The sequence below is a fragment of the Micromonospora zamorensis genome (assembly GCF_900090275.1).
GTDB classification, from domain to species: domain Bacteria; phylum Actinomycetota; class Actinomycetes; order Mycobacteriales; family Micromonosporaceae; genus Micromonospora; species Micromonospora zamorensis.
The window spans coordinates 168,956-190,154 of the sequence record NZ_LT607755.1 but is presented as its reverse complement, the minus strand read 5'-3'; the positions used below and the strand labels follow the sequence as shown (position 1 = coordinate 190,154).

The 21,199-nt window shown below is 72.3% G+C and carries 20 protein-coding genes; 11 read left to right on the top strand and 9 right to left on the bottom strand.

Annotated elements, in window-relative coordinates; all coding sequences use genetic code 11:
- Positions 1 to 64 precede the first annotated feature (64 nt).
- On the bottom strand, positions 65 to 1,060 hold the full coding sequence (locus GA0070619_RS00865; protein ID WP_088946290.1) for a hypothetical protein: 996 nt from the start codon (positions 1,058 to 1,060) through the stop codon (positions 65 to 67).
- A 98-nt stretch (positions 1,061 to 1,158) separates the two neighbouring features.
- Here GA0070619_RS00865 and cofD point away from each other — a divergent pair, with 98 nt between their 5' ends.
- Together cofD and GA0070619_RS00855 are read left to right on the top strand one after the other, a co-directional pair.
- Complete coding sequence (gene cofD, locus GA0070619_RS00860; RefSeq protein ID WP_088951473.1) at positions 1,159 to 2,106, top strand: 2-phospho-L-lactate transferase; 948 nt, start codon at positions 1,159 to 1,161, stop codon at positions 2,104 to 2,106.
- The gene (locus GA0070619_RS00855) at positions 2,103 to 3,188 is read left to right on the top strand and encodes a coenzyme F420-0:L-glutamate ligase (RefSeq protein WP_088946289.1); all 1,086 of its coding nucleotides are present in this window, start codon (positions 2,103 to 2,105) and stop codon (positions 3,186 to 3,188) included. The genes cofD and GA0070619_RS00855 overlap by 4 nt, the downstream gene beginning before the upstream one ends.
- A 12-nt stretch (positions 3,189 to 3,200) precedes the next feature.
- On the opposite strand, the gene GA0070619_RS00850 is transcribed toward GA0070619_RS00855, so the two are convergent.
- Both GA0070619_RS00850 and GA0070619_RS00845 read right to left on the bottom strand, forming a co-directional pair.
- On the bottom strand, positions 3,201 to 4,199 hold the full coding sequence (locus GA0070619_RS00850; protein WP_088946288.1) for a winged helix-turn-helix domain-containing protein: 999 nt from the start codon (positions 4,197 to 4,199) through the stop codon (positions 3,201 to 3,203).
- A 283-nt stretch (positions 4,200 to 4,482) separates the two neighbouring features.
- Entirely contained in the window at positions 4,483 to 5,529 is a 1,047-nt protein-coding gene (locus tag GA0070619_RS00845) for a hypothetical protein (protein WP_088946287.1), read from the bottom strand.
- A gap of 54 nt (positions 5,530 to 5,583) precedes the next feature.
- Here GA0070619_RS00845 and GA0070619_RS00840 point away from each other — a divergent pair, with 54 nt between their 5' ends.
- Entirely contained in the window at positions 5,584 to 6,186 is a 603-nt protein-coding gene (locus GA0070619_RS00840; protein ID WP_088951472.1) for an NUDIX hydrolase, read from the top strand.
- On the opposite strand, the gene GA0070619_RS00835 is transcribed toward GA0070619_RS00840, so the two are convergent.
- Both GA0070619_RS00835 and GA0070619_RS00830 read right to left on the bottom strand, forming a co-directional pair.
- Complete coding sequence (locus GA0070619_RS00835) at positions 6,155 to 7,246, bottom strand: mannose-1-phosphate guanylyltransferase (RefSeq protein WP_088946286.1); 1,092 nt, start codon at positions 7,244 to 7,246, stop codon at positions 6,155 to 6,157. The genes GA0070619_RS00840 and GA0070619_RS00835 overlap by 32 nt on opposite strands.
- Before the next feature lie 63 nt (positions 7,247 to 7,309).
- Positions 7,310 to 8,455: a glycosyltransferase family 4 protein gene (locus GA0070619_RS00830; RefSeq protein WP_088946285.1), complete on the bottom strand. Its 1,146-nt coding sequence runs from the start codon at positions 8,453 to 8,455 to the stop codon at positions 7,310 to 7,312.
- Positions 8,456 to 8,607: 152 nt separating this feature from the next.
- Here GA0070619_RS00830 and GA0070619_RS00825 point away from each other — a divergent pair, with 152 nt between their 5' ends.
- On the top strand, positions 8,608 to 9,297 hold the full coding sequence (locus GA0070619_RS00825) for a TIGR03089 family protein (protein ID WP_088946284.1): 690 nt from the start codon (positions 8,608 to 8,610) through the stop codon (positions 9,295 to 9,297).
- 25 nt (positions 9,298 to 9,322) lie between these two features.
- Here the strand turns inward: GA0070619_RS00825 and GA0070619_RS00820 are convergent, their stop codons facing one another.
- Positions 9,323 to 11,332 carry an acetoacetate--CoA ligase gene (locus GA0070619_RS00820; RefSeq protein WP_088946283.1) on the bottom strand — a complete coding sequence of 670 codons (2,010 nt, stop codon included), beginning with the start codon at positions 11,330 to 11,332 and terminating at the stop codon, positions 9,323 to 9,325.
- A 142-nt stretch (positions 11,333 to 11,474) separates the two neighbouring features.
- Positions 11,475 to 11,993, bottom strand: a complete 519-nt coding sequence (locus tag GA0070619_RS00815) for an acyl-CoA thioesterase (protein WP_088946282.1) — start codon at positions 11,991 to 11,993, stop codon at positions 11,475 to 11,477.
- 23 nt (positions 11,994 to 12,016) lie between these two features.
- On the opposite strand from GA0070619_RS00815, the gene GA0070619_RS00810 reads away from it, so the two are divergent.
- On the top strand, positions 12,017 to 12,688 hold the full coding sequence (locus GA0070619_RS00810; protein ID WP_088946281.1) for a hypothetical protein: 672 nt from the start codon (positions 12,017 to 12,019) through the stop codon (positions 12,686 to 12,688).
- 54 nt (positions 12,689 to 12,742) lie between these two features.
- Here GA0070619_RS00810 and GA0070619_RS00805 read toward each other — a convergent pair whose 3' ends face one another.
- A complete protein-coding gene (locus tag GA0070619_RS00805) occupies positions 12,743 to 14,041 on the bottom strand; it encodes a multidrug effflux MFS transporter (RefSeq protein ID WP_414855651.1) in 1,299 nt (432 codons plus the stop codon).
- A gap of 321 nt (positions 14,042 to 14,362) precedes the next feature.
- On the opposite strand from GA0070619_RS00805, the gene GA0070619_RS00800 reads away from it, so the two are divergent.
- The 6 genes from GA0070619_RS00800 (at position 14,363) to GA0070619_RS00775 (ending at position 20,392) form a co-directional block, all read left to right on the top strand.
- A complete protein-coding gene (locus tag GA0070619_RS00800) occupies positions 14,363 to 14,917 on the top strand; it encodes an RNA polymerase sigma factor (protein WP_197699583.1) in 555 nt (184 codons plus the stop codon).
- Positions 14,914 to 15,711, top strand: coding sequence for a zf-HC2 domain-containing protein (locus GA0070619_RS00795; RefSeq protein WP_172861939.1), 798 nt, complete (start codon positions 14,914 to 14,916; stop codon positions 15,709 to 15,711). Before GA0070619_RS00800 ends, GA0070619_RS00795 begins: the two co-directional genes overlap by 4 nt.
- Before the next feature lie 34 nt (positions 15,712 to 15,745).
- The gene (locus GA0070619_RS00790) at positions 15,746 to 16,546 is read left to right on the top strand and encodes an ABC transporter ATP-binding protein (RefSeq protein ID WP_088951469.1); all 801 of its coding nucleotides are present in this window, start codon (positions 15,746 to 15,748) and stop codon (positions 16,544 to 16,546) included.
- Positions 16,543 to 17,928: a hypothetical protein gene (locus tag GA0070619_RS00785; RefSeq protein ID WP_088946279.1), complete on the top strand. Its 1,386-nt coding sequence runs from the start codon at positions 16,543 to 16,545 to the stop codon at positions 17,926 to 17,928. Before GA0070619_RS00790 ends, GA0070619_RS00785 begins: the two co-directional genes overlap by 4 nt.
- On the top strand, positions 17,925 to 18,539 hold the full coding sequence (locus GA0070619_RS00780; RefSeq protein WP_088946278.1) for a hypothetical protein: 615 nt from the start codon (positions 17,925 to 17,927) through the stop codon (positions 18,537 to 18,539). Before GA0070619_RS00785 ends, GA0070619_RS00780 begins: the two co-directional genes overlap by 4 nt.
- A 224-nt stretch (positions 18,540 to 18,763) precedes the next feature.
- Positions 18,764 to 20,392, top strand: a complete 1,629-nt coding sequence (locus tag GA0070619_RS00775) for a GAF domain-containing sensor histidine kinase (protein WP_231927532.1) — start codon at positions 18,764 to 18,766, stop codon at positions 20,390 to 20,392.
- A 3-nt stretch (positions 20,393 to 20,395) separates the two neighbouring features.
- Here the strand turns inward: GA0070619_RS00775 and GA0070619_RS00770 are convergent, their stop codons facing one another.
- Entirely contained in the window at positions 20,396 to 21,034 is a 639-nt protein-coding gene (locus GA0070619_RS00770) for a response regulator (protein ID WP_088946276.1), read from the bottom strand.
- Positions 21,035 to 21,199: the final 165 nt, after the last annotated feature.

The following is a 21,199-nucleotide window of genomic DNA, read 5'->3' as shown; positions in this document are numbered from 1 at the left end:
CAGTTCAGCAGACTCGCTGACGACTACTGAGCATCAAGTGATCAAAGAACCCGTCGGGCCCCGGTCAGCGGGGGTGGTCGGGGTTGTCGCCTGGCTTCAGCTGCTGGGTGCGGTCGTTGTCCGCGTCGCCGGGGCGGGAGATGGCCTCGGTCGGGTCCGCCGACTGGCGCGGGATGGTCTGGGTGGGGTCGGCCGACGGCGGCTGCCCGAACGGCGGCGCGGCGGGCGCAGGCGGCGCGGACTGGGGGGCAGGGTTCGCCGGAGGCGCGGACTGCGGGAACGACGGCGCGGACTGCGGTGCCTGGAACGGCGGCGCGGACTGCGGGTGCGGCGGTCCCGACTGCGGGAACGGCGGGGCCGACTGCGGTGCCTGGAACGGCGGCGACGGCTGACCGTACTGGCCGGCCTGCGGGTAACCACCCGGCTGGCCCGGCTGCGGGTAACCACCCGGCTGGCCGGGGGCGGGCCAACCGCCCTGCGGCTGGCCACCGGGCTGCCCCTGGCCCGGCCAACCACCCTGCTGCTGCGGCCAGCCTGGCTGCGCCTGGCCGTAGACACCGGGCTGGGGCTTGGGCCGCGGCACGTAGTAGTGGGCGCGCCAGACGGTGTAGACCACCCACGCGGCGACCGCGAAGATCACCATCCAGGCGAACCGGGTGAGCACACCGAGGAGCGCGTCCAGGACCTCGGCGTCGGCCAGGCGGCCGACCGTCCAGATCAGCATGGTCAGCGTGCCGAAGAGCGCGCTGACCGCGTACTCGGCGAGGGCCACCTGAGTGATCAGCTTCGCCTTCGGCAGCACCGGTGAGACGTGCGTGGCCAACAGCACGGCCAGCAGTGGGAGGACCACCGCCTCCACCCCGATGAACGCGTAGAAGGCGCTGCCCGCGCGGTCGGTGAAGGAGCTGTAGTCGTTCGGGGCGATCAGCCGGAGCAGGCCCACGAAGAGGAACACCGCGTTGGCGCCGAGCAACGCGAGCGCAGCGAGTTCGCGTAGTGGCTTGGTCAGCTGACGGGCCTGCGTCGCGTCGGTCGACGCGGGCTCGGCGGGGCTGGTCACGAGGTCCCCCTCGGGGCATGAACGGACAGGGCGCACGTGAGCCTAGTCTCTAGGGCCACCGGCGGACCGGAGGCGTCACGTGCGCGAGGATGGTCGACATGCGCATCGTGGTTCTGGCCGGCGGCATTGGCGGCGCCCGGTTCCTGCTCGGCGTCCGGGCGTACGCCCGGGAGGTCGGCGCGGAGGTGACCGCCGTGGTCAACGTCGGCGACGACCTGTGGCTGCACGGGTTGAAGATCTGTCCCGACCTGGACAGCGTCATGTACACGCTCGGCGGCGGCGCCGACCCGGAGCGGGGCTGGGGTCGGGTCGGCGAGAGCTGGACGGTCAAGGAGGAGCTGGCCGCGTACGGGGCGCAGCCGACGTGGTTCGGCCTCGGCGACAAGGACATCGCCACCCACCTGGTGCGTTCCAGCATGCTCAACGGCGGCTACCCGTTGAGCGCGGTCACCGAGGCGCTGTCCACCCGTTGGGAGCCGGGCGTACGTCTGCTGCCGGCGACGGACGACCGTCTGGAGACCCACGCGGTGGTCGAGGACGAGCAGGGCCAACGGGCGATCCACTTCCAGGAGTGGTGGGTGCGGTACCGCGCTGACATCGACACTCAGCGCTTCGTGTTCGTCGGCGCGGAGACGGCGAAGCCGGCACCCGGCGTGTTGGAGGCGATCGGCTCGGCCGATCTGGTGCTGGTCGCGCCCAGCAACCCTGTGGTGAGCGTCGCGCCGGTGCTGGCCGTGCCGGGGCTGCGTGCGGCGGTGGCCGACAGCCCGGCGCCGGTGGTGGGTGTCTCACCGATCATCGGCGGCGCTCCGGTGCGGGGCATGGCCGACCGCTGCCTCGCCGTGCTCGGTGTCGAGTGCAGCGCCGCCGGAGTGGGCCGCCTGTACGGGGGCCGACCGGACGGCGGCCTGCTGGACGGGTGGCTGGTGGCCGAGGAGGACGCCGGCGCGGTGGTGCCCGGGGTGACGGTCCGCGCGGTGCCGCTGCGGATGACCGACGAGGCGGCGACTGCGGCCATGGTCCGCGCCGCGGTGGAGTTGACGTGAGGCTGGAAATCCTGCCGGTGCTCGGCATCGGCCACGTGACCGAGGGTGACGACCTGGCTGCGGTGATCGCGACAGCGGCGCCGTGGCTGCGCAACGGCGACGTCCTGGTGGTGACCAGCAAGATCGTCTCCAAGGCGGAGGGGCGGCTGGTGGACGTCCCGGCGGACGGTCCGGAGCGGCTGGCCGCCCGGGACGAGGCCCTGGCCGGTGAGACCGCCCGGGTGGTCGCCAGCCGGGGGCCGACCCGAATCGTGCAGACCCATCACGGCTTCGTGATGGCGTCTGCGGGGATCGACGCGTCGAACGTGGACAAGACCCAGCTGGTGCTGCTGCCTGTCGATCCGGACGCGTCGGCGCGGGCTCTGCGCGAGGCGCTGCGGGAGCGCTACGACCTGGATCTGGCCGTGATCATCAGCGACACCATGGGCCGGCCCTGGCGCAACGGGCTCACCGACGTGGCGCTCGGGGTGGCCGGAATGCCGGCCACCCGGGACCACCGTGGCGAGGTGGACCCGTACGGCAACGAGTTGCAGTTGACCCAGATGGCCGTGGTGGACGAGCTGGCGGGCGCCGGCGAGCTGATCAAGGGCAAGTGTGACCAGGTGCCGGTCGCGGTGGTCCGGGGCTACCTCTCCACGACCACCCCGGATGACGCCGATGGTGCGCGGGCGCTGATCCGCGACGCCGCGCAGGACCTCTTCTCGCTCGGCACCGCCGAGGCCCGTGCCGCCGGGCTCACCGACGCCGCCACCCTGGCCGACGCTCTCGGCCCGACGCCGGCCGACCTGGCCGCGGTGCGGCGGGCGATCGACGCGGTCGCCGAGGTCGTCGCCCCCGGCACGGTCTTCACCCTGGTCGACGAGGCGGAGGTACGCGCCGGTCTGGTCGCGGAGATGCCGGGCTGGCCGGAGGGCGCCGCCCTGGTGCTGGGCTCGGCCCCGACGCCCGTCGAGCCGATGGGTCTGGTCCGCTTCGGCGCCGACCTGCACCGACTGCGCGTCGCCCTGGCCGCCGAGGGTGTCGGGTCGACCCTGTTGCCGCCACCGCCGGGCAGCCCGGCGAGCGCCGCGCTCGCGCTGTGAGAGACGGCCGGGTCAGGCGTCCAGCATGGCCCGGCCGAGCGGCGTCAGCGTGTGCAGCACGCTGTTGCGCTCCCGGTGGCTGACCAGCAGGCCAGCGTTGCGCAGCACCGTGGCGTGCTGGCTCGCTGCCGCCGGTGAGATGTTGAGCTGACGGGCGACCTCGCCGGTGGTGGAGCCCTCGTCGGTGGCCTGCAACACCGCCGCCCTGGTGCGGCCGAGCAGCGCGGCGAGCGAGTCGCGGGGAGCACCCGACGGGATCGCCGCGACGCGGTCGGCCGGTGCAAGCCCGCCCAGCCGGTCGACCGGGTAGACGAGCACCGGTGGCAGCGCCGGGTCGAGCAGTGCGACCGGCGTGCTCGCGCAGAAGAACGACGGCACCAGCAGCAGCCCTCGGCCGTCGAGGTGCATCTCCCGGCTGTGCGGGTAGTGGCGGACCTCGAGCACCCTGTCCTCCCAGCGCATGGCCGGCCGGAGGCTGGTGAGCAGGCCCTCGACACCGCCGTCGAGCAGTGCCCGGGCGCGGCGGGCCCGGTCCGCCGCCACCGCGGCCTGGATCCTGCTCCAGTACGGGTTGATCGCCAGCGATCGGTACTGCTCCATCGACTCGGCGAGGTGGTGCAGCACCGCCACCTCGCCCCGGGCCAGCGCGGCGGCCGAGGAGGGCAGCTGGGTCTCGGCGGCCAGCACGCTCAGGTCCCGGTGCAGCAGCTCGGTGGGGGTGCGGCGGAGCGCGTCCAGCCCGGCCTCGAAGCCGTCGACGCTGTCGTACGGGGTGAGGAAGTCCGGGAAGTAGCCGCGTGGCGGGTTCAGCGCGAACAGCAACCGGAGCTGCTCGGAGGCGACGTCCTGACGCAACGCCTGGGACACGGTGCGCCGCCAGTTGGCCGTCAACGGGTCGCGGTTGCGGCCCTGCAGCACGTGCAGGCTGAGGACCAGCTCCCAGATCGGGTCCGCAGCCGGCGCCAACCGGGTCCGGAGGATGTCCTCCCCAGAAAAGTGGATCTTCAGCATGGAGCACTCCTGAGTCCCCGGCAGGGGGATGCCGGATGACCGTTCGACTCTACCTGGACGGCACTAATCTCCATCTTTAAGCCTGGGCTGAAAAACCTCGACGTCAACGGGGCGGGTTCGGCATGCTCTCAGTGCCCGAACAGGTGCCGGCGCGTCCTCGACGCTCCCGGCGCCAGGGCGCCGGGCCATGGGGAGGCCCCGGTGATCGGGCGGCACCACGAGGGTCTGCGGCCCTTGCTCCGCAGAGGTGCCGTCCGGTCATCCCGCCCCCGCATCATCCCGCTCAGCCGACCCAGAGCGCGACCCGGTGGTCCTCGTCCGTGACGTAGAACGGCCGCCCGTCCAGCTCGGCCACCCCCTCGACGTGGTGGAACGGCGCCAGGTCCGCCACCAGCTCCCCGCCGAGCCGGCACGCGTCGTCCGATCCACGGTCCGGGAGACGGAAGCGGACGTGTCGGGAGGTGACATCACCCCCACCGGGGTGGTCGTCGAGCAGCACCGATCCCTTGCCCAGCGCGTCGATCGAGCCGATCACGGCCGCGTACGCGCCGTCCGCCGTCGGGGTGATCGCCCGGAAGCCGGTCAGCTCCCCGGGCGGGGTGACCCCGGTCAACACGTACGTGCGCAACGCCCGTGGCCACGAAGGCTCCGCCGTGAACATGCCCGGCACGTCGGCCACCTCGACCAGGATCGGCTCACCGGCCTCGGTGACCGGGAAACGCAGACCGAGCAGCACCGTCCCGGCCGGGGTGAAGGCCGCCGCCTCCACGTTCAACGGCAGGTCGTCCGGGGTGAGGCGACTCACCCAGCTCTTCTCCCGGGCGGTCCCCCTGGCCAGGGTTTCCACGATGAACCGGGCCCGCACCCGTTCTCCCGGAGGCAACAGGACCAGCGGCGACCCGGCCAGGGCGTCGTTCACCGCCCGGTGCAGCCGGAACGAGTTGCGCACCACGTGCACCGGGATCGGCCCGGCCGCAGCGTCGTCCTCGCGGAACCGGGCCACGAAGGCACGTCGGGGGCGCAGCGGGCCACCCTTCGAGCCGAAGTGGGAGCCGAAGACGTACACCCAGCCGTCGTGGTGGGCGAGCGCCTCACCGTCCTCGGTCCGCCCGTTCTCCGCACCGGCGTCCGCCAGCACGTGCCGGGCCGTCCACTCGCCGTCGTCCAGCTCCAGCAGCAGGGCGAGGCAGCGCTCCACCGGCCCTTCGTCCAGCACGGTCCAGAAGCCCCGCCGGGCGCCGTACGCGCGCAGCAGGGGTGCCGACCGCACCGGCAGGAGATCACTGGCCTCGTTGCCGGCCACCACGAATTCGACGAGTCGCAGGGTCACCGGGCCAGCGTACGAAGCACCCGCTCGTACAGTGACGGGGTGCCCGACACCGCGATCACCGGACCGACCGCCCACCCGACCGACCCCGAGACGTACGCGACGCTGCACGCCGACGCCACCGCGCTTCTCGAAGGCTGGCAGCCCACCAGCCCGGACGCGGCCGTAGCGCGGGACCGGACCCTCCGCCTGCTCGGCGCCGGCCCGATCGCGATGAGTCGGCAGCACCGACCCGGGCACGTCACCGCGAGCGCGCTGGTCCTGGACGCCACCGGCTCGCGGGTGCTGCTCTGCCTGCACGTCAAGTTCGGGCTTTGGGTGCAGCTCGGCGGCCACTGCGAGCCGACTGACGAGACCCTGGTCGCCGCCGCGCTCCGCGAGGCCACCGAGGAGTCCGGGATCGCCGGCCTGCGCATCGACCCGGTGCCGATCGACGTGGACGTGCACCAGGTGCAGTGTCAGGGCGGGTCACTGCACCACGACGTCCGGTTCGCCGTGTTGGCCCCTCCCGCCGCCGTGGAGCAGGTCAGCGACGAGGCCGAGGAGCTGGGCTGGTTCCCGCTGGACCAGCTGCCCGAGCCACTGGCCGGCGGGACCGTGCAAATGGTCGCGCCGGCCCTCGCAGCCCTCAGACGTAGCCCTCTTCGCCTCGCGCCTTGAGCTCGTCGACCAGGGCCTTGACATCCTGGGCCCGGTCGCGGGGGCAGACCATGACCGCGTCCGGGGTGTCCACGACGATGAGGTCGCGCAACCCGAGGACGGCCACCAACCGTCCCGACTGCGGCACGACCACCATGTTGGCGCTGTCGCGCAGCAGCACACCCGGCTTGGCGTCGGTGCCGAGCACCACGTTGCCCGCGTCGTCGGTCGGCAGCACCTCGCCGAGGGTGTGGAAGTCGCCGACGTCGTTCCAGCCGAAGTCGCCCGGCACCGTCGCGACGCGACCCGCCGTGGCCGCGCCCTCCATCACCGCGTAGTCCACGGAGATCTTCGGCAGGGTCGGCCAGATCGCACCGAGGACCTCGTCCTGCTCCGGGGTGCCCCAGGCGGCGGCGATCGCTGCCACACCGGCGTGCAGCGCCGGCTGCTGGCGGGCCAGCTCGGCGAGGAAGACGTCCACCCGCCACACGAACATGCTCGCGTTCCACAGGTACCGGCCCGAACGAACGTACGCCTCGGCGACCTCGGCGCCCGGCTTCTCCTTGAACTCGGCCACCGGCCGCCACGGCGTGCCCTCGGTCGGGTCGCCGGTCTCCAGGTAGCCGTAGCCGGTCTCCGCCCGCGTGGGGGTGATCCCGACGGTCATCAGCATGCCCTGCTCGGCCCCGCGAACCGCCTCCTGGACAGTGCGGACCCAGCTCTCCGGGTCGCGGATCAGGTGGTCGGCCGCGAAGCTGCCCATCACCGCGTCCGGGTCGCGTACCGCGATCACGGCAGCGGCCAACGCGATCGCCGCGCAGGAATCTCGGGGGGAGGGCTCGACCAGGATGTTCTCCTCCGGCAGACCGGTCAGCTGCCGAGCCACCGCCGCGACGTGCGCGGCACCGGTGACCACAAGGGTCCGATCCGGTGTGGTCAGCGGGGCGAGCCGTTCCACTGTCGCCTGGAGCAGCGAGGCGCTGGTGCCGGTGAGCGGGTGGAGGAACTTGGGGTGGCCGGCGCGGGACAACGGCCACAACCGCGTGCCGCTGCCACCTGCTGGAATGACCGCATAAAGCATCCGCACATCATGCCCGACGTGCCTGCCGGGAGTGGCATGGGTCACCAGCCGGGCCCCGGAGGGTCAGGAACTGGCGCGACTCCAGGCGGCGATGTGCACCTCGGCGCTGGACTCCCAGGTGAACTCCTTCGCCCGGTCGAACCCCGCCTTTGCCAGCGACAACCGCCGCTGCTCGTCGTCGAGAAGGGCGGCCAGGTCGGTGGCGATCTGCTCCGGGTCCTCGGAGGTGTAGGCGACCGCGTCGCCGCCCACCTCGGGCAGTGAGAGCCGAGGAGTGGTCAGCACCGGGGCGGCGCACGCCATCGCCTCCAGGATCGGCAGCCCGAAACCCTCGCCGTAGGACGGGTAGGCCGCGACCAGCGCGCCACCGAGGAAGCCGGGCAGGTCGCCGTAGCGCAGGTAGCCGGGGCGCAGCAGGCGCAGGTGCGAGGGGACCTCGGCGACAGCGCGGTCGATGTCGTCGTCGTGCCCCTGACCACCAGCGATCACCAGGGCCGGCGGGTCGACGCGGTCGGCCACCGCGTGCGCCCAACCACGGATCAGGTTGGGGACGTTCTTCCGTGGCTCCTTGGCCCCGAGGAAGGCGACGTAGCTGCTGTTGCCCAGCCCCAGCCGGGCCCGCACACGGGCCTTCTCCTCCTCGGTGGGCGCGTGGAAGGCAGCCTGGTCGACACCGTGGTAGGCCACGTCGATGCGTGTCGGGTCGGCGTCGAGCAGCCGGATCAGCTCGTCCCGCGTGGCCTTGCTGGGCACGATCACCCGGTTGGCGCGACGCAGCGAGGTCTTGATGGCACTGCGGAAGAACGTGCGGCGGGACTTGTCGTAATGCTCCGGCTCGGTGAAGAACGTCGCGTCGTGCACGGTGACCGTGACCGGGCACCCGGCCCGCAGCGGGCAGGTGTAGAAGGGCGAGTGCAGCACGTGCGCGCCCACCTGCTGCGCGAGCAGCGGCAGGCCGGTCTGCTCCCACGCGAGCCGGGCCGGGCGGTGCGCCACGGCGGCCGGAGCGGGAATGATCTCCGCGCCGGGCAGCATCCGGGTGTAACGCTCCAGGTCGGTGCGAAGACTGACCACCGCCAGGTCCACCCCCGACCCGCACACCTTGCCGAGGGCTCCGAGCAGACCGTCGACGTATCGACCGACACCACCACGGTCGGCGGGGACACTCGTGGCGTCGATGAGCACGCGGGGCGGGCGACCGGCGGTCACGGGGCGACTCCTTGCACTGGCGTCTGTGGGGAACAACACTCCGGGGGTCAAGCCTACGCCGGGGCGCGGCAGCGGCGCTGACTGCGACCCGACGGTACGCCGACTTGTCATCGTCAACGAGTACGGCCGGCGGGGGCGTATCGTTCGCGCCGATGGCCGACAACATTGCCCGGGTGTTCGCCGACGCGATCGCGACCGACCCGACCAGACCGCTGCTCACCTGGTACGACGATGCCAGTGGTGACCGCACCGAACTTTCCGGCACCACCCTGGCGAACTGGGTGGCGAAGACCGCCAATCTCCTCGTCGACGAGGTCGGCCTCGTTGCGGGCACCCCGGCCGGCGTGCTGCTGCCGCCGCACTGGCAGACCGCGGCGGTGCTGCTGGGTTGCTGGTCGGCCAAGTTGAACGTGGTGGACACACCGGGTGACGTGGACGTGCTCTTCGCCGCCGCCGACCAGCTCGACGAGGCGCAGTCCTGGTCCGCCGACGAGCGGTACGCCCTCGCGCTGGCCCCGCTCGCCGCCCCGCTGCGGCAGGTGCCGCCCGGGTTCGCCGACTACGTGGTGGAGGTCCGCCGACACGGCGACCACTTCACCCCGCAGCCCGGTCCGGGCCCCGCCGACGCGCGGCTGCTGACCCGCGCCGAGGCCCGTGCCGCGGAGTTGGGCATCGAGCCCGGCGCGCGGGTCCTGGTCGACGCCAGCCGCCACCCCGACCCGGTCGACTGGCTGCTGGCCCCCCTGACCCGGGCGGCCACCGTGGTCCTCTGCGCCAACCTGGACCCAGCCCGGCTGACCAGCCGCCAGGCCACCGAAAAGGTCACCCAGACCCTCCCGTAACCGGCCCGCCCGGCGGGCCGGGCTGTCAGGCGTGCGTGTTGTCTATTGCTCGGCGTTGGGCCAGGGCGGCGAAGGCCGTCAGGGACTCGGGGTTGGCCAGGGCGCCCTTGGCCGCGGCCTGGTCGACCGGGACGCCGGTGAGGATCTTCTTGACCGGCACCTCCAGCTTCTTCGCCGACAGGGTGCGGGGCACCGAGCGCACCTGGTGGATCTCGTCGGGCACGTGCCGGGGTGAGAGCGCGGTCCGCAGTTCGCGACAGATCCTCGCGCGCATCGGGTCGTCCAGCTCCAGACCCTCGGCCAGCACCACGAAGAGCAGCAGCTCACCGGCGCCACCCTCGTCGTCCTCCAGGTGCACGACGACCGAGTCGAGCACCTCGTCGAGCCCCTCGACCACCGAGTAGAACTCGGCGGTGCCCAGCCGCACCCCACCGCGGTTGAGCGTGGCGTCGGAGCGACCGGTGATCACGCAGCCGCCCCGCTCGTTGATGGTGATCCAGTCGCCGTGCCGCCAGACGCCCGGGTAGACGTCGAAGTACGCCTCGCGGTAGCGGGTGCCCTCCGGGTCGTTCCAGAAGCCCACCGGCATGCTCGGCATCGGCTCGGTGATGACCAGCTCACCCAGCTCGCCGATGACCGGGGTGCCATCGGCGGAACGTGCCTCCACCTTGGCGCCCAACGCGCGGCAGGCGATCTCGCCGGCGTAGACCGGCAGCAGCGGCACGCCGCCGACGAAGCCGGTGCACACGTCGGTACCACCGGAGAGCGACTGGAGCTGGAGGCGGTCGCCGACCGTCTCGTACACCCATTCGAAGCCCTCGGCGGGCAGCGGCGCACCGGTGGAACCCACCCCGCGCAGCGCCGACAGGTCGGCGACGTCCCGGGGCACCAGCCCGGCCTTGCGGCAGGCCAGCAGGAACGGCGCGGAGGTGCCGAAGTACGTGGTGCCGGTCTCCGCCGCCAGCCGCCACAGCCCACCCAGGTCGGGCTCGGCCGGCCGGCCGGGCTCCGCCCGGACCGCCGGGTTGCCGTCGAAGAGCACGATGGTGGCGCCCACCGCCGGCCCGGAGACCAGGAAGTTCCACATCATCCAGCCGGTGGTGGTGAACCAGAAGAACCGGTCGGCCGGGCCCAGGTCGTGGTGCAGGGCGAGCATCTTCAGGTGTTCCAGCAGGATGCCGCCGTGGCCGTGCACGATCGGCTTGGGCAACCCGGTGGTGCCCGAGGAGTAGAGCACGTACAGCGGGTGGTCGAACGGCACCGGCGTGAACGTCGACGGCTCGTCGGTGGGCGCGGCCAGCTCAGCCCAGCCCAGCACGCCCTCGGGCAGGGGGCCGGTCGGGTCGAGGTAGCCGATGCTGACGGTGTGCCGCAGCGACGGCAGGGCCGCCCGGATCGCGGCGACCTCGGCGCGGCGGTCCACCGGCTTGTCGCCGTAGCGGTAGCCGTCCACGGCGACCAGCACCGTCGGCTCGATTTGCTGCCACCGGTCGGTGACACTGCGGGTGCCGAACTCGGGCGCGCAGGACGAGAAGATCGCGCCCAGGCTGGCGGTGGCCAGCAGCAGGACGTACGTCTCGGGGATGTTCGGGGCGTACGCCGCCACCCGGTCACCGGCGGTGACGCCGAGCCGGCGCAGCCCGGCCGACACCCGGCGGACCTGCTCGCGCAACTCCCCGGCGGTCAGCGTGACGGGCGCTCGGGTCTGCCCGTGTGCGATCACCACCGGGTCGTCGTCGAGCCGCCCCGGCATCCGCAACACGTTCTCGGCGTAGTTGAGCGTGGCGCCGGGGAACCAGCGGGCGCCGGGCATCCCCCGCTCGGCCAGGGTCGCGGTCGGCGGGGTGTGCGCGACCACCTCGAAGTGGTCCCAGATCGAACGCCAGAACGCGTCCAGATCGGTGGTCGACCAGCGCCACAACGCGTCGTAGTCGGCGAAGTCCAACCCGCGGTGCTCCCGCAGCCAGCGCAGGTAGCCGCCGATCCGGGAATGCTCGCGTACGTCCGCCGGCGGCGCCCACAGCATGTCACCCACTGCTTCACCCTCCCCTGGCCCGGCACGACATTGTGAATGGGCCGTGGCGCCATCTTGCCCTACCTCGAAGCGCCATTCTGCGCACCGGGTGCGCCAACCGACGCGTGCCCACCCCACACTGCACCCGCCCACCTCATGTGGGTCAGCCCGCGCGGTGTGCCTGGATGGCGCGACGGCGGGCGAGGCGGTGGGCCCGGCGGATCTCCGCCTCCTTGTACCGGCGCTCGTCCTCCGCCGTCTCCGGCAGCACCGGGCGGACCACCCGCGGCGCCCCGCCCACGTCCACACCGACGAACACCAGGTACGCGGTGGCCACCCGAACCGCCGCGTCCTCGGCCGAGTCCCAGCGTTCGGCGACCACCCGTACGCCCACCTCCATCGAGGTCTGGCCGGTCCAGTTCACCTGCGCGTGGGCGTGCACGAGGTCGCCGACCCGGACCGCCTCGGAGAAGACGATCTCGTCGATCGCCGCGGTGACGGCCGTTCCGCCGCTGTGCCGGGCCGCGGCGGCACCCGCCACGTCGTCGACGAACTTCATCAGAACCCCACCGTGCACGGTGCCGTACAGGTTCACGTCCACGGCAGTCATGATCTTGCTCAGCGTGACGCGCGAGTACGACGTCGGCTTGCCGATCGGTGCGGCGGAGAGGTGCTCAGTCATGTCGAAAACGGTACGGTGCGCGGATGCGACATCTCTGGAGCTTCCTCGCCGGGCTGGTGGTGGCGCCCATCACCTGGGTGCTGGTCACACTGGGGCAGGACGGGTCGAGCCGGACAGTCGACCGCTGGGTGGAGACCGGCACGTTCAACACCGCGAACCTGATCGAGCCGGCCGTGTACCTCGCCGTCGGCGGAGTCCTGCTGGGCCTGGTAGGCACGCTGCGCTTCTCGCCGCTGGGCCCCCTGGCGGCCGGGTTGCTGCTGGTCACGCCGTACGTCGGAATGTTCGTGGCACCCTTCGCGGTGCGGGACGCGATCCCGCACGAGTGGAAGATGCTCGGCGATCCGTTGCCGCTGCGGCTGCCGGTGGAGAACGGCACGCTGTTCGTGATCGGTCTGCTGCTGCTGATGGCGACCTTCAGCGGGCAGCGGTGGCGGCAGTGGCCACGCGCGGCGACCGAGCCGGCCGCGACACCGACCCCCGTGCCCGACGGAGGCCCCCGCAACGACGACTTCACATTGACCGACTGGCCGTCTCCCACGCCCGCTGAGCGCGACACCGCGCCCCTCACTCTCGGTTACCCGGGCGATTCGACACCGACCGAGCCGCTGCCGCGCCGCGTCGGCGGCGAGTCGCCCTGGTCCGCCCCGCCGCGCGGTCAGTCACGCCCCGAGGACACCACCGAGATCCGCTGAAATCGTCGGGCGGGCCGGGTGACCGGCCCGCCCGCTGTCTGCCCGCGGCGAGCCCTAGTGCAGCGCGACCGCCAGGTCCGGGTCGACAGTGCCCAGGCTGGCGCGGGGCACGACGAAAAGCATGACCAGCAGCGAGGCGGCCATGCCGCCGGCGATGACGACCGCCATCGGCACGCTCCCGGTGCCGAACAGGCCCGCCAGTGGCGCCGACAACGCACCGATGCCGAACTGCACGGCCCCGAGCAGCGCAGCGGCGGTGCCCGCCGCCTCGCTGTGCCGGCTCATGGCCAGCGCCGGGGCGTTCGGCATTGCCAGGCCGGTGGCGGCCAGGACGAGCCACAGCGACGCGAGCAGGGTGCCCAGACCACCGAAGCCGGTCGCGGCGAACATGACCAGCAGCAGCCCCGCCGCTGTGCCGGCGATCAGGGCGCTGACCAGGATCTGCTGCGGGGTGAAGCGGCGCAGCAGCCGGACGTTGAACTGGGTGGCCGCGATCAGGCCCACCGCGCCGGCCCCGAAGGCCAGGCCGAACTCCTGCTCGTCGAGGCCGTACTCCCGCTGGAGAACGAACGACGACCCGGAGACGTACGCGAACAGGGCCGCCATCGCCAGCCCGGCGACCAGCACCAGGCCGACGAACGCCCGGTCGTTGAGCAGCCCCCGGTAGTCGCGCATGGTGGCGGCGATCCCTCCGTGTCGCCGACGCGCCACCGGAAGGGTCTCGGGAAGCTTCAGCGCGGCCACGACGATCAGCAACGCGCCCAGCACCGCCAGCGCCGCGAAGACGCCCCGCCAGTCGGTCCAGCTCAACAGGCCGCTGCCCAGGGTCGGCGCGAGGATGGGCGCCAGACCCATGACGAGCATCAGCCGGGAGAAGATCCGGGCGAAGGAGGCTCCGCTGAACAGGTCACGGACGACGGCCGTCGCGACCACTGTGGCGGCCGCCACGCCAAGACCCTGGAGTACGCGCAGCGCGCCGAGCACTTCGATGTTGGGCGCGAAGACGCACAGCACGGAGGCCACGATGTGCGCGACCAGCCCGGCCAGCAGCGGCACCCGTCGTCCGACCACGTCGGAGAGCGGCCCGATCAGCAACTGGCCCAACGCCAGGCCGACCAGCGTGCCGGTCAGGGTCAACTGCACAGCGGTCTCGGTGGTCTGCAGCCCGGTGGTGATGGCGGGCAGCGCGGGCAGGTACATGTCGATGGTCAACGGCCCGATCGCGATCAACGCACCGAGCACGAGGACGAGTTGTGCCCGTTGACGGTTGGTCATCAGGTCACCGGGCAGGACCTCCTCGGTGGGGTCTCCCACCTTGGTGCCGGGGCCGGTCTTGTCCACCAACTGCTTCATCATCTCGGTCTCTCTGCGGAAGCGGGTGCGTCGTCACGTGCGGTGCTGGGGCGTCACCGCGTCCACAGATCTCGGCGGGCGCGGTGCGGGGTGCCCGCCAATGGAGGCGAGGAAGTGACGAGGCAGGGGTCGTGGTGGGGGTGGCCGGGTGCGGCGATCACCCGAAGGTGATTCTCTCGCTCGCCAACGCCCCGCAGGCGAACGACGTTCCCGGTGTGTGGGGTGTCACGCCGCGCCGGTCGGGCACGGACACGGCGGAACTGTGACGACGGCCACAGCCAGGACAGAACCGGAGCGGGGGTACGCGTCGTCTTGCCTGACGTGAGACGAAGTCTGGACGGACTCGACGAGGGCGAGCTGCTCCGCCGGGTTGCCCGGGGTGACCGGCGCGCGTTCGACGCGCTGTACCGGCGTACCTCCCCCTGGCTGACCACCCGACTGCGTCGGCGCTGCGCGGACGAGGACATGGTGGCCGAGGTGTTGCAGGAGACGTACCTGGCGGTCTGGCGCTCGGCCGGCAGTCAGGCGCAGTCGTCCTCCACCTCCGGCAGCGCCGTCGGCTGGCTGTGGACGATCGCCGCACACCGGCTGATCGACGCGTTCCGCCACCGGGCCCGACGCGAGCGGATCCCGTCGGTGCAGACCTTCGAGACCGTGGCCCCGGCCGCCGAGGACGAGGCACTGGCCGGCGGGATGGACGCCAACCTCGAACGGGCCCTGCACGCGCTACCCCCCGAGCTACGCCAGGTGCTCCGCGCGATGGTCCTCGACGGGTTGACCGCCCGGGAGACGTCGCTGCTGCTCGGCATGCCGGAGGGGACCGTGAAGACCCGCGCGCGACGAGCCCGCATCGCACTCCGGGAGGCGCTGTCATGACCACTCATCCCACGCCCGCTCTCATCTCCCGGTACGCGTCGGGTGGCGCCGGCGTCGACGACACGACCGTCTGGGCGGTGGAGGCACACCTGGAGGTCTGCGCCGAGTGCCGGGCGGTGCTGACCGGTGCCGTCGACCCGGGCACCCGGGACCTGCTGGACCGGGTGGCCGACGAGCTCGCCGCCGGGATCACCGCCGGCCCCGGCCCGGTGCGTCGTCGGCGGCGCAGGCGTACCGGGGTCGCCGCACGGGTCCTGCCCTGGCTGGCCACCGCCGCCGGGCTGATGCTGGCCGCGGTGCTGTTCGAGAAGACCTTCGCCAGCCTGCCGTCGCTGGTGCTGCTGATCGCGCCCGTCGCGCCGCTGGTGCCGGTGGCCGCCGTCTGGAGCCGGCGACTCGACCCGGCCTGGGAGCTGACGGCCACCACTCCGCGCACCGGCCTGCCGCTGCTGATGCGCCGCACGTTGGGGGTGCTGACCGCGGTCGTACCGGTGCTGGCGGTGGCCGGCTGGAGCACCGGGCACTCCGTCGGCCTCTGGTTGCTGCCGGCGCTGGGCTTCACCGCCGGGACGTTGGCGCTGGGCACCGTGGTGGGCGTCGACCGGGCCGCGCTCGCGCTGGCGGTCACCTGGTCCGCGGGTGTGGTGGCGCCGAGCCTGGCCGGCGGGCAGCTCCCGACCGTCCTCACGGGCAACAGCCTGCCCGGGTGGGCGGTCACCACCGTGATGTTGACGGCCGTGCTGCTCGTCCGGGCCCGACGACGGCCGCGGGAACTAACCAGGACCTTCCGATGACGACACCGAGCCAGGACCGAATGGAGACCTCATGATGCGTACGGTCAGCGTGGCGGAGACCAGGCCGTCGACCCACCCATGGGCGGTGCACGCCGAGAAGTTGCAGGTCCGGGCCGGCCGACACCTGGCGGTCAACGAGCTGGACCTGACGTTGGGCACCGGTGTGCACGGGCTGCTCGGCCCCAATGGCGCCGGCAAGACGACGTTGATGCGCGCCCTGGCCACGGTGGTCAAACCGTCCGCCGGGCGACTGACCCTGCTCGGCGAGGACGTCACCGCCGGCGCGGACCTGCGCCGGGTACGACGTGGCCTGGGCTATCTGCCGCAGCACTTCGGTTTCTACCCGCGCTTCACGGTCCGGGAGTTCGTCGAATATCTGGCCTGGCTCAAGGAGATGCCGAAGACGGTCATCCCCGCTGCGGTGCAGCGGGCCATCGAACGGGTCGGCCTGGCCGATCGCGCCGACTCCCGGATGAAGACGCTGTCCGGCGGGATGCTGCGCCGCGCCGGTATCGCCCAGGCGATCGTCAACGACCCGGAGGTGCTGCTGCTCGACGAGCCGACGGTCGGCCTGGACCCCGAGCAGCGCCTCGACTTCCGCGAGCTGTTGCGCGACATCGGTCTGGACAGCTGCGTGCTCGTCTCCACCCACCTGGTCGAGGACGTCGCGGTGGCCTGCACCGACGTGGTGCTGGTCAGCGAGGGTCGGCTGGTGTGGCAGGGCAGCGCCAGCGAACTGGCCCAGCAGGGCGGCACCGACGACGCCGGTGACAGCGCCACCGAACGCGGCTACTCGTCGCTGCTGCGCGCCCACCGGGGCCGGGTGTCAGCATGACCGGGCGCATCCTTCGCATCGAGCTGCGCCGTTCGGCGGCGCTGAGCATCGGCCTGCTGTCGCTGGTGGCCGGCACGGTGCTGCTGCTCACGTCCACCCAGTTCTTCGTCGGGCGGTGGATGCAACTGGCGATCTTCTCGCGGTCGATGCTCATGGTGTCGCTGCCCTTCGCGCTGGCCGGCGGAGCGTGGCTGGGTCAGCGTGACGCGCGTTACCGGGTCAACGAGTTGTTCGCCAGCACCGTTCGGCCGCGCTGGCAGCGCGTCGTCCCGACCGCCAGCGCGCTGGCCGTCGCGGTGGCGACCGCGTACGTCCTGGTGTTCCTCATCGCGGCCGGATGGGTGGTCCCGACGGCGGGATACTTCCCGGCCAGCGCGGTCGTCGTCGCCGCGGTGGGCGTCCCGGCGCTGGTCGCCGCTGGTTGGCTCGGCATGGCCGCCGGCCGCGCCGTGCCCCGGGTGGTCACCGCGCCCATCCTCGCCGTGGTCGGCTTCGTCCTGGTGGGGTTGGTCCCGGACCTCGTCACGATGGCCCACACCGACGCGAGTTTCACCAGGGTCCGGCCGGAGCCGTCTGCGCTGCTGCTCGTACCGACCTTCAACGGCCTGGACGACTTCCAGACGATCGCGACCCGGGTCAGCGTGCTCCAGACGCTGTGGCTGGTGTCCCTCGCCGCGACCGGGCTGCTGCTGCTCGGCGCGGTCCGCCGCCGCGCCATCGCGTTCGCCGTGCTTCCGGCGGTGCTCGGCGGCGCGGTCGCGGTACCGCTCCTGCCCGTCGGCGGAACCCGCGGAGCGGCGGTCGTCGACCCGGTCGCCATCGAGCTGGTCTGTGACGACCACGGCCCGCAGGTCTGCGTGGCACGGGCGCACGCCGCGTTGCTGCCCGACGTCGTCGACCCCGCCCGCCAGGCACTCGGAATGATGGCGGCGAAGCTGCCCAACGCACCCGTCCGGGCGGTGCAGTCCCGACAGATCGCCTACTGGGGGCAACTGGGCGCGAGCACGACACCGACCCGGCACGCCGACGACACGATCGTCTTCGACACTCCCGCGATCGACCCCGACGGCCGCGCCGACCTGTCCGACGGCTACTTCCTGCCGTCACTGCTCGAGGCCGCCTGGCGGCAGGACTGCGGCGACCAGCCGGAGACCGACGAATTCCTGGCCCGGACGGTCGCCACGGCCTGGCTGAGCGGTCAGCCGCCAGCCCCGCAGCGCTGGTGGGAACCGGCGGACATCGAGCGGGTGCGGAGCGCCTACCAGGCGCTGGTGAGCTTGCCGCAGGCCGAGCAGCGAGATCGGATGGCGGCGGCCCGCGCGGCGGCGATGGACTGTCGCAGCGACGGCCTCCTGGCGATCCTGGCGGAGAAGAAGCCATGAGATGGTTCCGGCTCCACCTGCGGTCGCGCCGCGTCCCCCTCGCGCTCGGCAGCGCGGCGGCGCTGATCACGCTGGCCTGGGTGTTGTCGCTGGTCTACACGGACTCGACCACCATCAACGCCCGGACCGCGAGCCTCACCATCATGTTGGCGGTGGTCGCGTTCGGCGCCACCCTCAGCGGCGCGGACGACGCCCTCGACCACACCGCGTCGGTCAACTGGCCGCTGCGACGTGCCGTGCATCTGTTCCTCGCCGGTGCCGCGATCACCGCCCTGCTGTCGCTCAGCACGCTCACCGACGCGCGTTACGAGCCGCTCGCCCTCGTGCTGCGCAACACCGCCGGCCTGCTCGGGCTGACCGCCCTCGGCACCGCCCTGGTCGGCGCCGCGCTGTCGTGGATCGCCCCGCTGATCTGGACCCTCATCGCGGTCCTGCCCGTCATGGGCCCCAGCAGGGACGTGCGGACGCAGGTCGCCAGTTGGCTGATCCAGCCCGCCGGCACCACAGCCGCCACCGTCTGCGCCACCGTGCTGGCGGTGACGGGCCTGCTGGCGTACGCGCTGCGGGGCGGCCCGCTGCGACCCGTCACCGAGACAGCGCCCGACCGGTGAACGACGAACCCGTCGGTGGTCCGGCACGCCGGACCACGGGTGGCGGTTGCCCGGTCACCTGACCGGCGGCAATCGCGTCCGTTGGCTGCCCGTAGCATCAGGGGATGGATGCCTCGCACGTTGCTGACGACGGGCGCCACACGTCCGAGGACGACCAGCGCGACGTCCCTCTGCTGGGGTTGAGTCCGCTGTCCCGGGTGCGTCTGGACGAGTTGTTGCAGGAGATGCTCGTACGGGTCGGCGAGGTCGTCACCAGTCGTGAGCGGCTGCGTGCTCTGCTCGACGCGGTGGTGGCGATCGGCTCCGACCTCGATCTTCGCACCACATTGCGCCGCATCGTCGAGGCCGCGTGTGAGCTGCTCGACGCCCGCTACGGCGCGCTCGGTGTGATCGGCCCGGACCGGCTCCTGACGGAGTTCATCACCCACGGCATCGACGCCGAACTGCACGCCCGGATCGGCGACCTGCCGCACGGTCGGGGTGTGCTCGGCCTGCTGATCGCCGACCCGCGACCGGTGCGGATGCCGGACATCACGAAGCATCCCCAGTCATACGGTTTTCCACCGAACCATCCTCCGATGCACAGTTTCCTCGGTGCTCCGATCCGCATCCGGGATCAGGTCTTCGGCAACCTCTACCTCGCGGAGAAGCGGGGAGCCGCCGAGTTCACCGAGGATGACGAAGAGATCGCCGTCGCGTTGGCGGCCGCTGCCGGCGTCGCGATCGAGAACGCCCGGCTGTACGCCGTCGCCAACCGTCGTGAGCGTTGGCTGGCCGCCACCGCCGAAATCACCAGTGTGCTGCTGGGCGAGGTCCGCCGCACCGACGCGCTGGGCCTCGTCGCCCGCCACGCCCGCGAGGTCGCGGACGCCGAACTGGTGCTGGTCCTGCTCTACGACGAGGAGGTCGGCCAGTTCACCATCGAGGTCGTCGACTCGATCGACGGCGCGGCTCCCCCGCTGGTCGGCACGGTGCTGCCGGCCGCCGAGACCACCTTCGCCGCCTCGGTGACGGACCGCCGGCACACTGTCGTCGAGAGTCTGGCCAAGGCGGCACCCTGGCTCGCACCGGTCACCGACGGCCCGGCCGTCGTGTCCCCGCTGTCGGCGGGCGAGACCCTGCACGGCGTCCTGGTCGTGGCGTACCCGGCCGGTCAGGTGCGGCAGAGCGACGACGACGTGCCACTGCTGGCCAGCTTTGCCGCGCAGGCGGCGCTCGCCATGGAGCGCGCCCGGGCTCAGGAGGAACGGGAACTCCTCGTCGTCCTGGAGGACCGTGAGCGGATCGCCCGTGACCTGCACGACGTGGTGATCCAGCGGCTGTTCGCCACCGGGCTGCAGTTGCAGAGCAGCGCGCCGCTGATCGCCCGGCCCGAGGTCAGCCAGCGGATCAACGCCGCAGTCGACGAGCTCGACTCCACGATCCGGGACATCCGGCGAGCCATCTTCGAACTACGGACCCCGATGAGCGCGGCCCTGCGGACCGAGATCCGCGACGCCGTGGACGCCGCCGCCAGGTCACTCAGGTTCCGCCCGGCACTCGAGATCTCCGGGCCGATCGACAGTGCCGTGCCGGACGCCGTACGCCCGGACCTGCTCGCGGTGCTCCGGGAAGCGTTGTCCAACACGATCCGACACGCGCACGCGAGCCAGGTCAAGGTGCTGGTCGAGGTCAGCGGGCCACGGCTCACCCTCACCGTCGACGACGACGGGGTCGGCACGAGCCCCGACGCCGCCCGCGGTGGCCTGGTCAACCTGCGCGAGCGTGCCGCCGGCCTGGGTGGTGAATTCGCTGTGGAACCCGCCGAACCCCGCGGGACGCGCCTGTGTTGGAGCGTCCCGCTCGGCGACTGACGGTCAGGGGTGCGGGCGGAGGAGCCGGGTGGCCAACACCGCAGCCTGCGTACGCCGTTCCAGCCCCAGCTTCGCCAGCAGGCTCGACACGTAGTTCTTGACGGTCTTCTCAGCGAGGAACATCTTTCCGGCGATTTCCCGGTTGGTCAGCCCCTCGGCGACGTACCCCAGGATCCGGCGCTCCTGCTCGGTCAACATCTCCAGCTCGCGCGGCTGCTCGACCCCGTTGCGGATGCGCTCCAGCACCCGCTGGGTCACCGCCGGGTCGAGCAGCGACTGACCGGCCGCCACCCGGCGGACCCCGTCGACGAGGTCGGTGCCGCGGATCTGCTTGAGCACATATCCGTCAGCTCCCGCCATGATCGCCGCGAACAGCGCCTCGTCGTCTTCGTACGAGGTGAGGATCAGACCCCGGATCGACGAGTCGACGGTGCGTACGTCCCGGCACACGTCGATGCCACTGCCGTCGGGCAAGCGTGCGTCGAGGATCGCCACGTCCGGCCGCAGTGCCGGGATGCGCGCCGTGGCCTCCCGTGCCGACCCTGACTCACCCACCACTTCGATGTCGCCGGCGGCGTGCAGCAGGTCGGTCAGACCACGGCGGACGACCTCGTGGTCGTCGAGGAGGAACACACGGATCATCTCCCCTTTCTACAGGTGCGGCTCCGGTGGACACAGGGCCGAAGGTCCCGTCACCCGCGGGTGGACAGGGACCGGGGGCCCGCACCCTTGGGACGTCCGGCCCTGCCGGTCCGGCCCCGGCTGACGCGATGGTGAGGGCTGGGTCCACACCAGGACCTGGCCGGG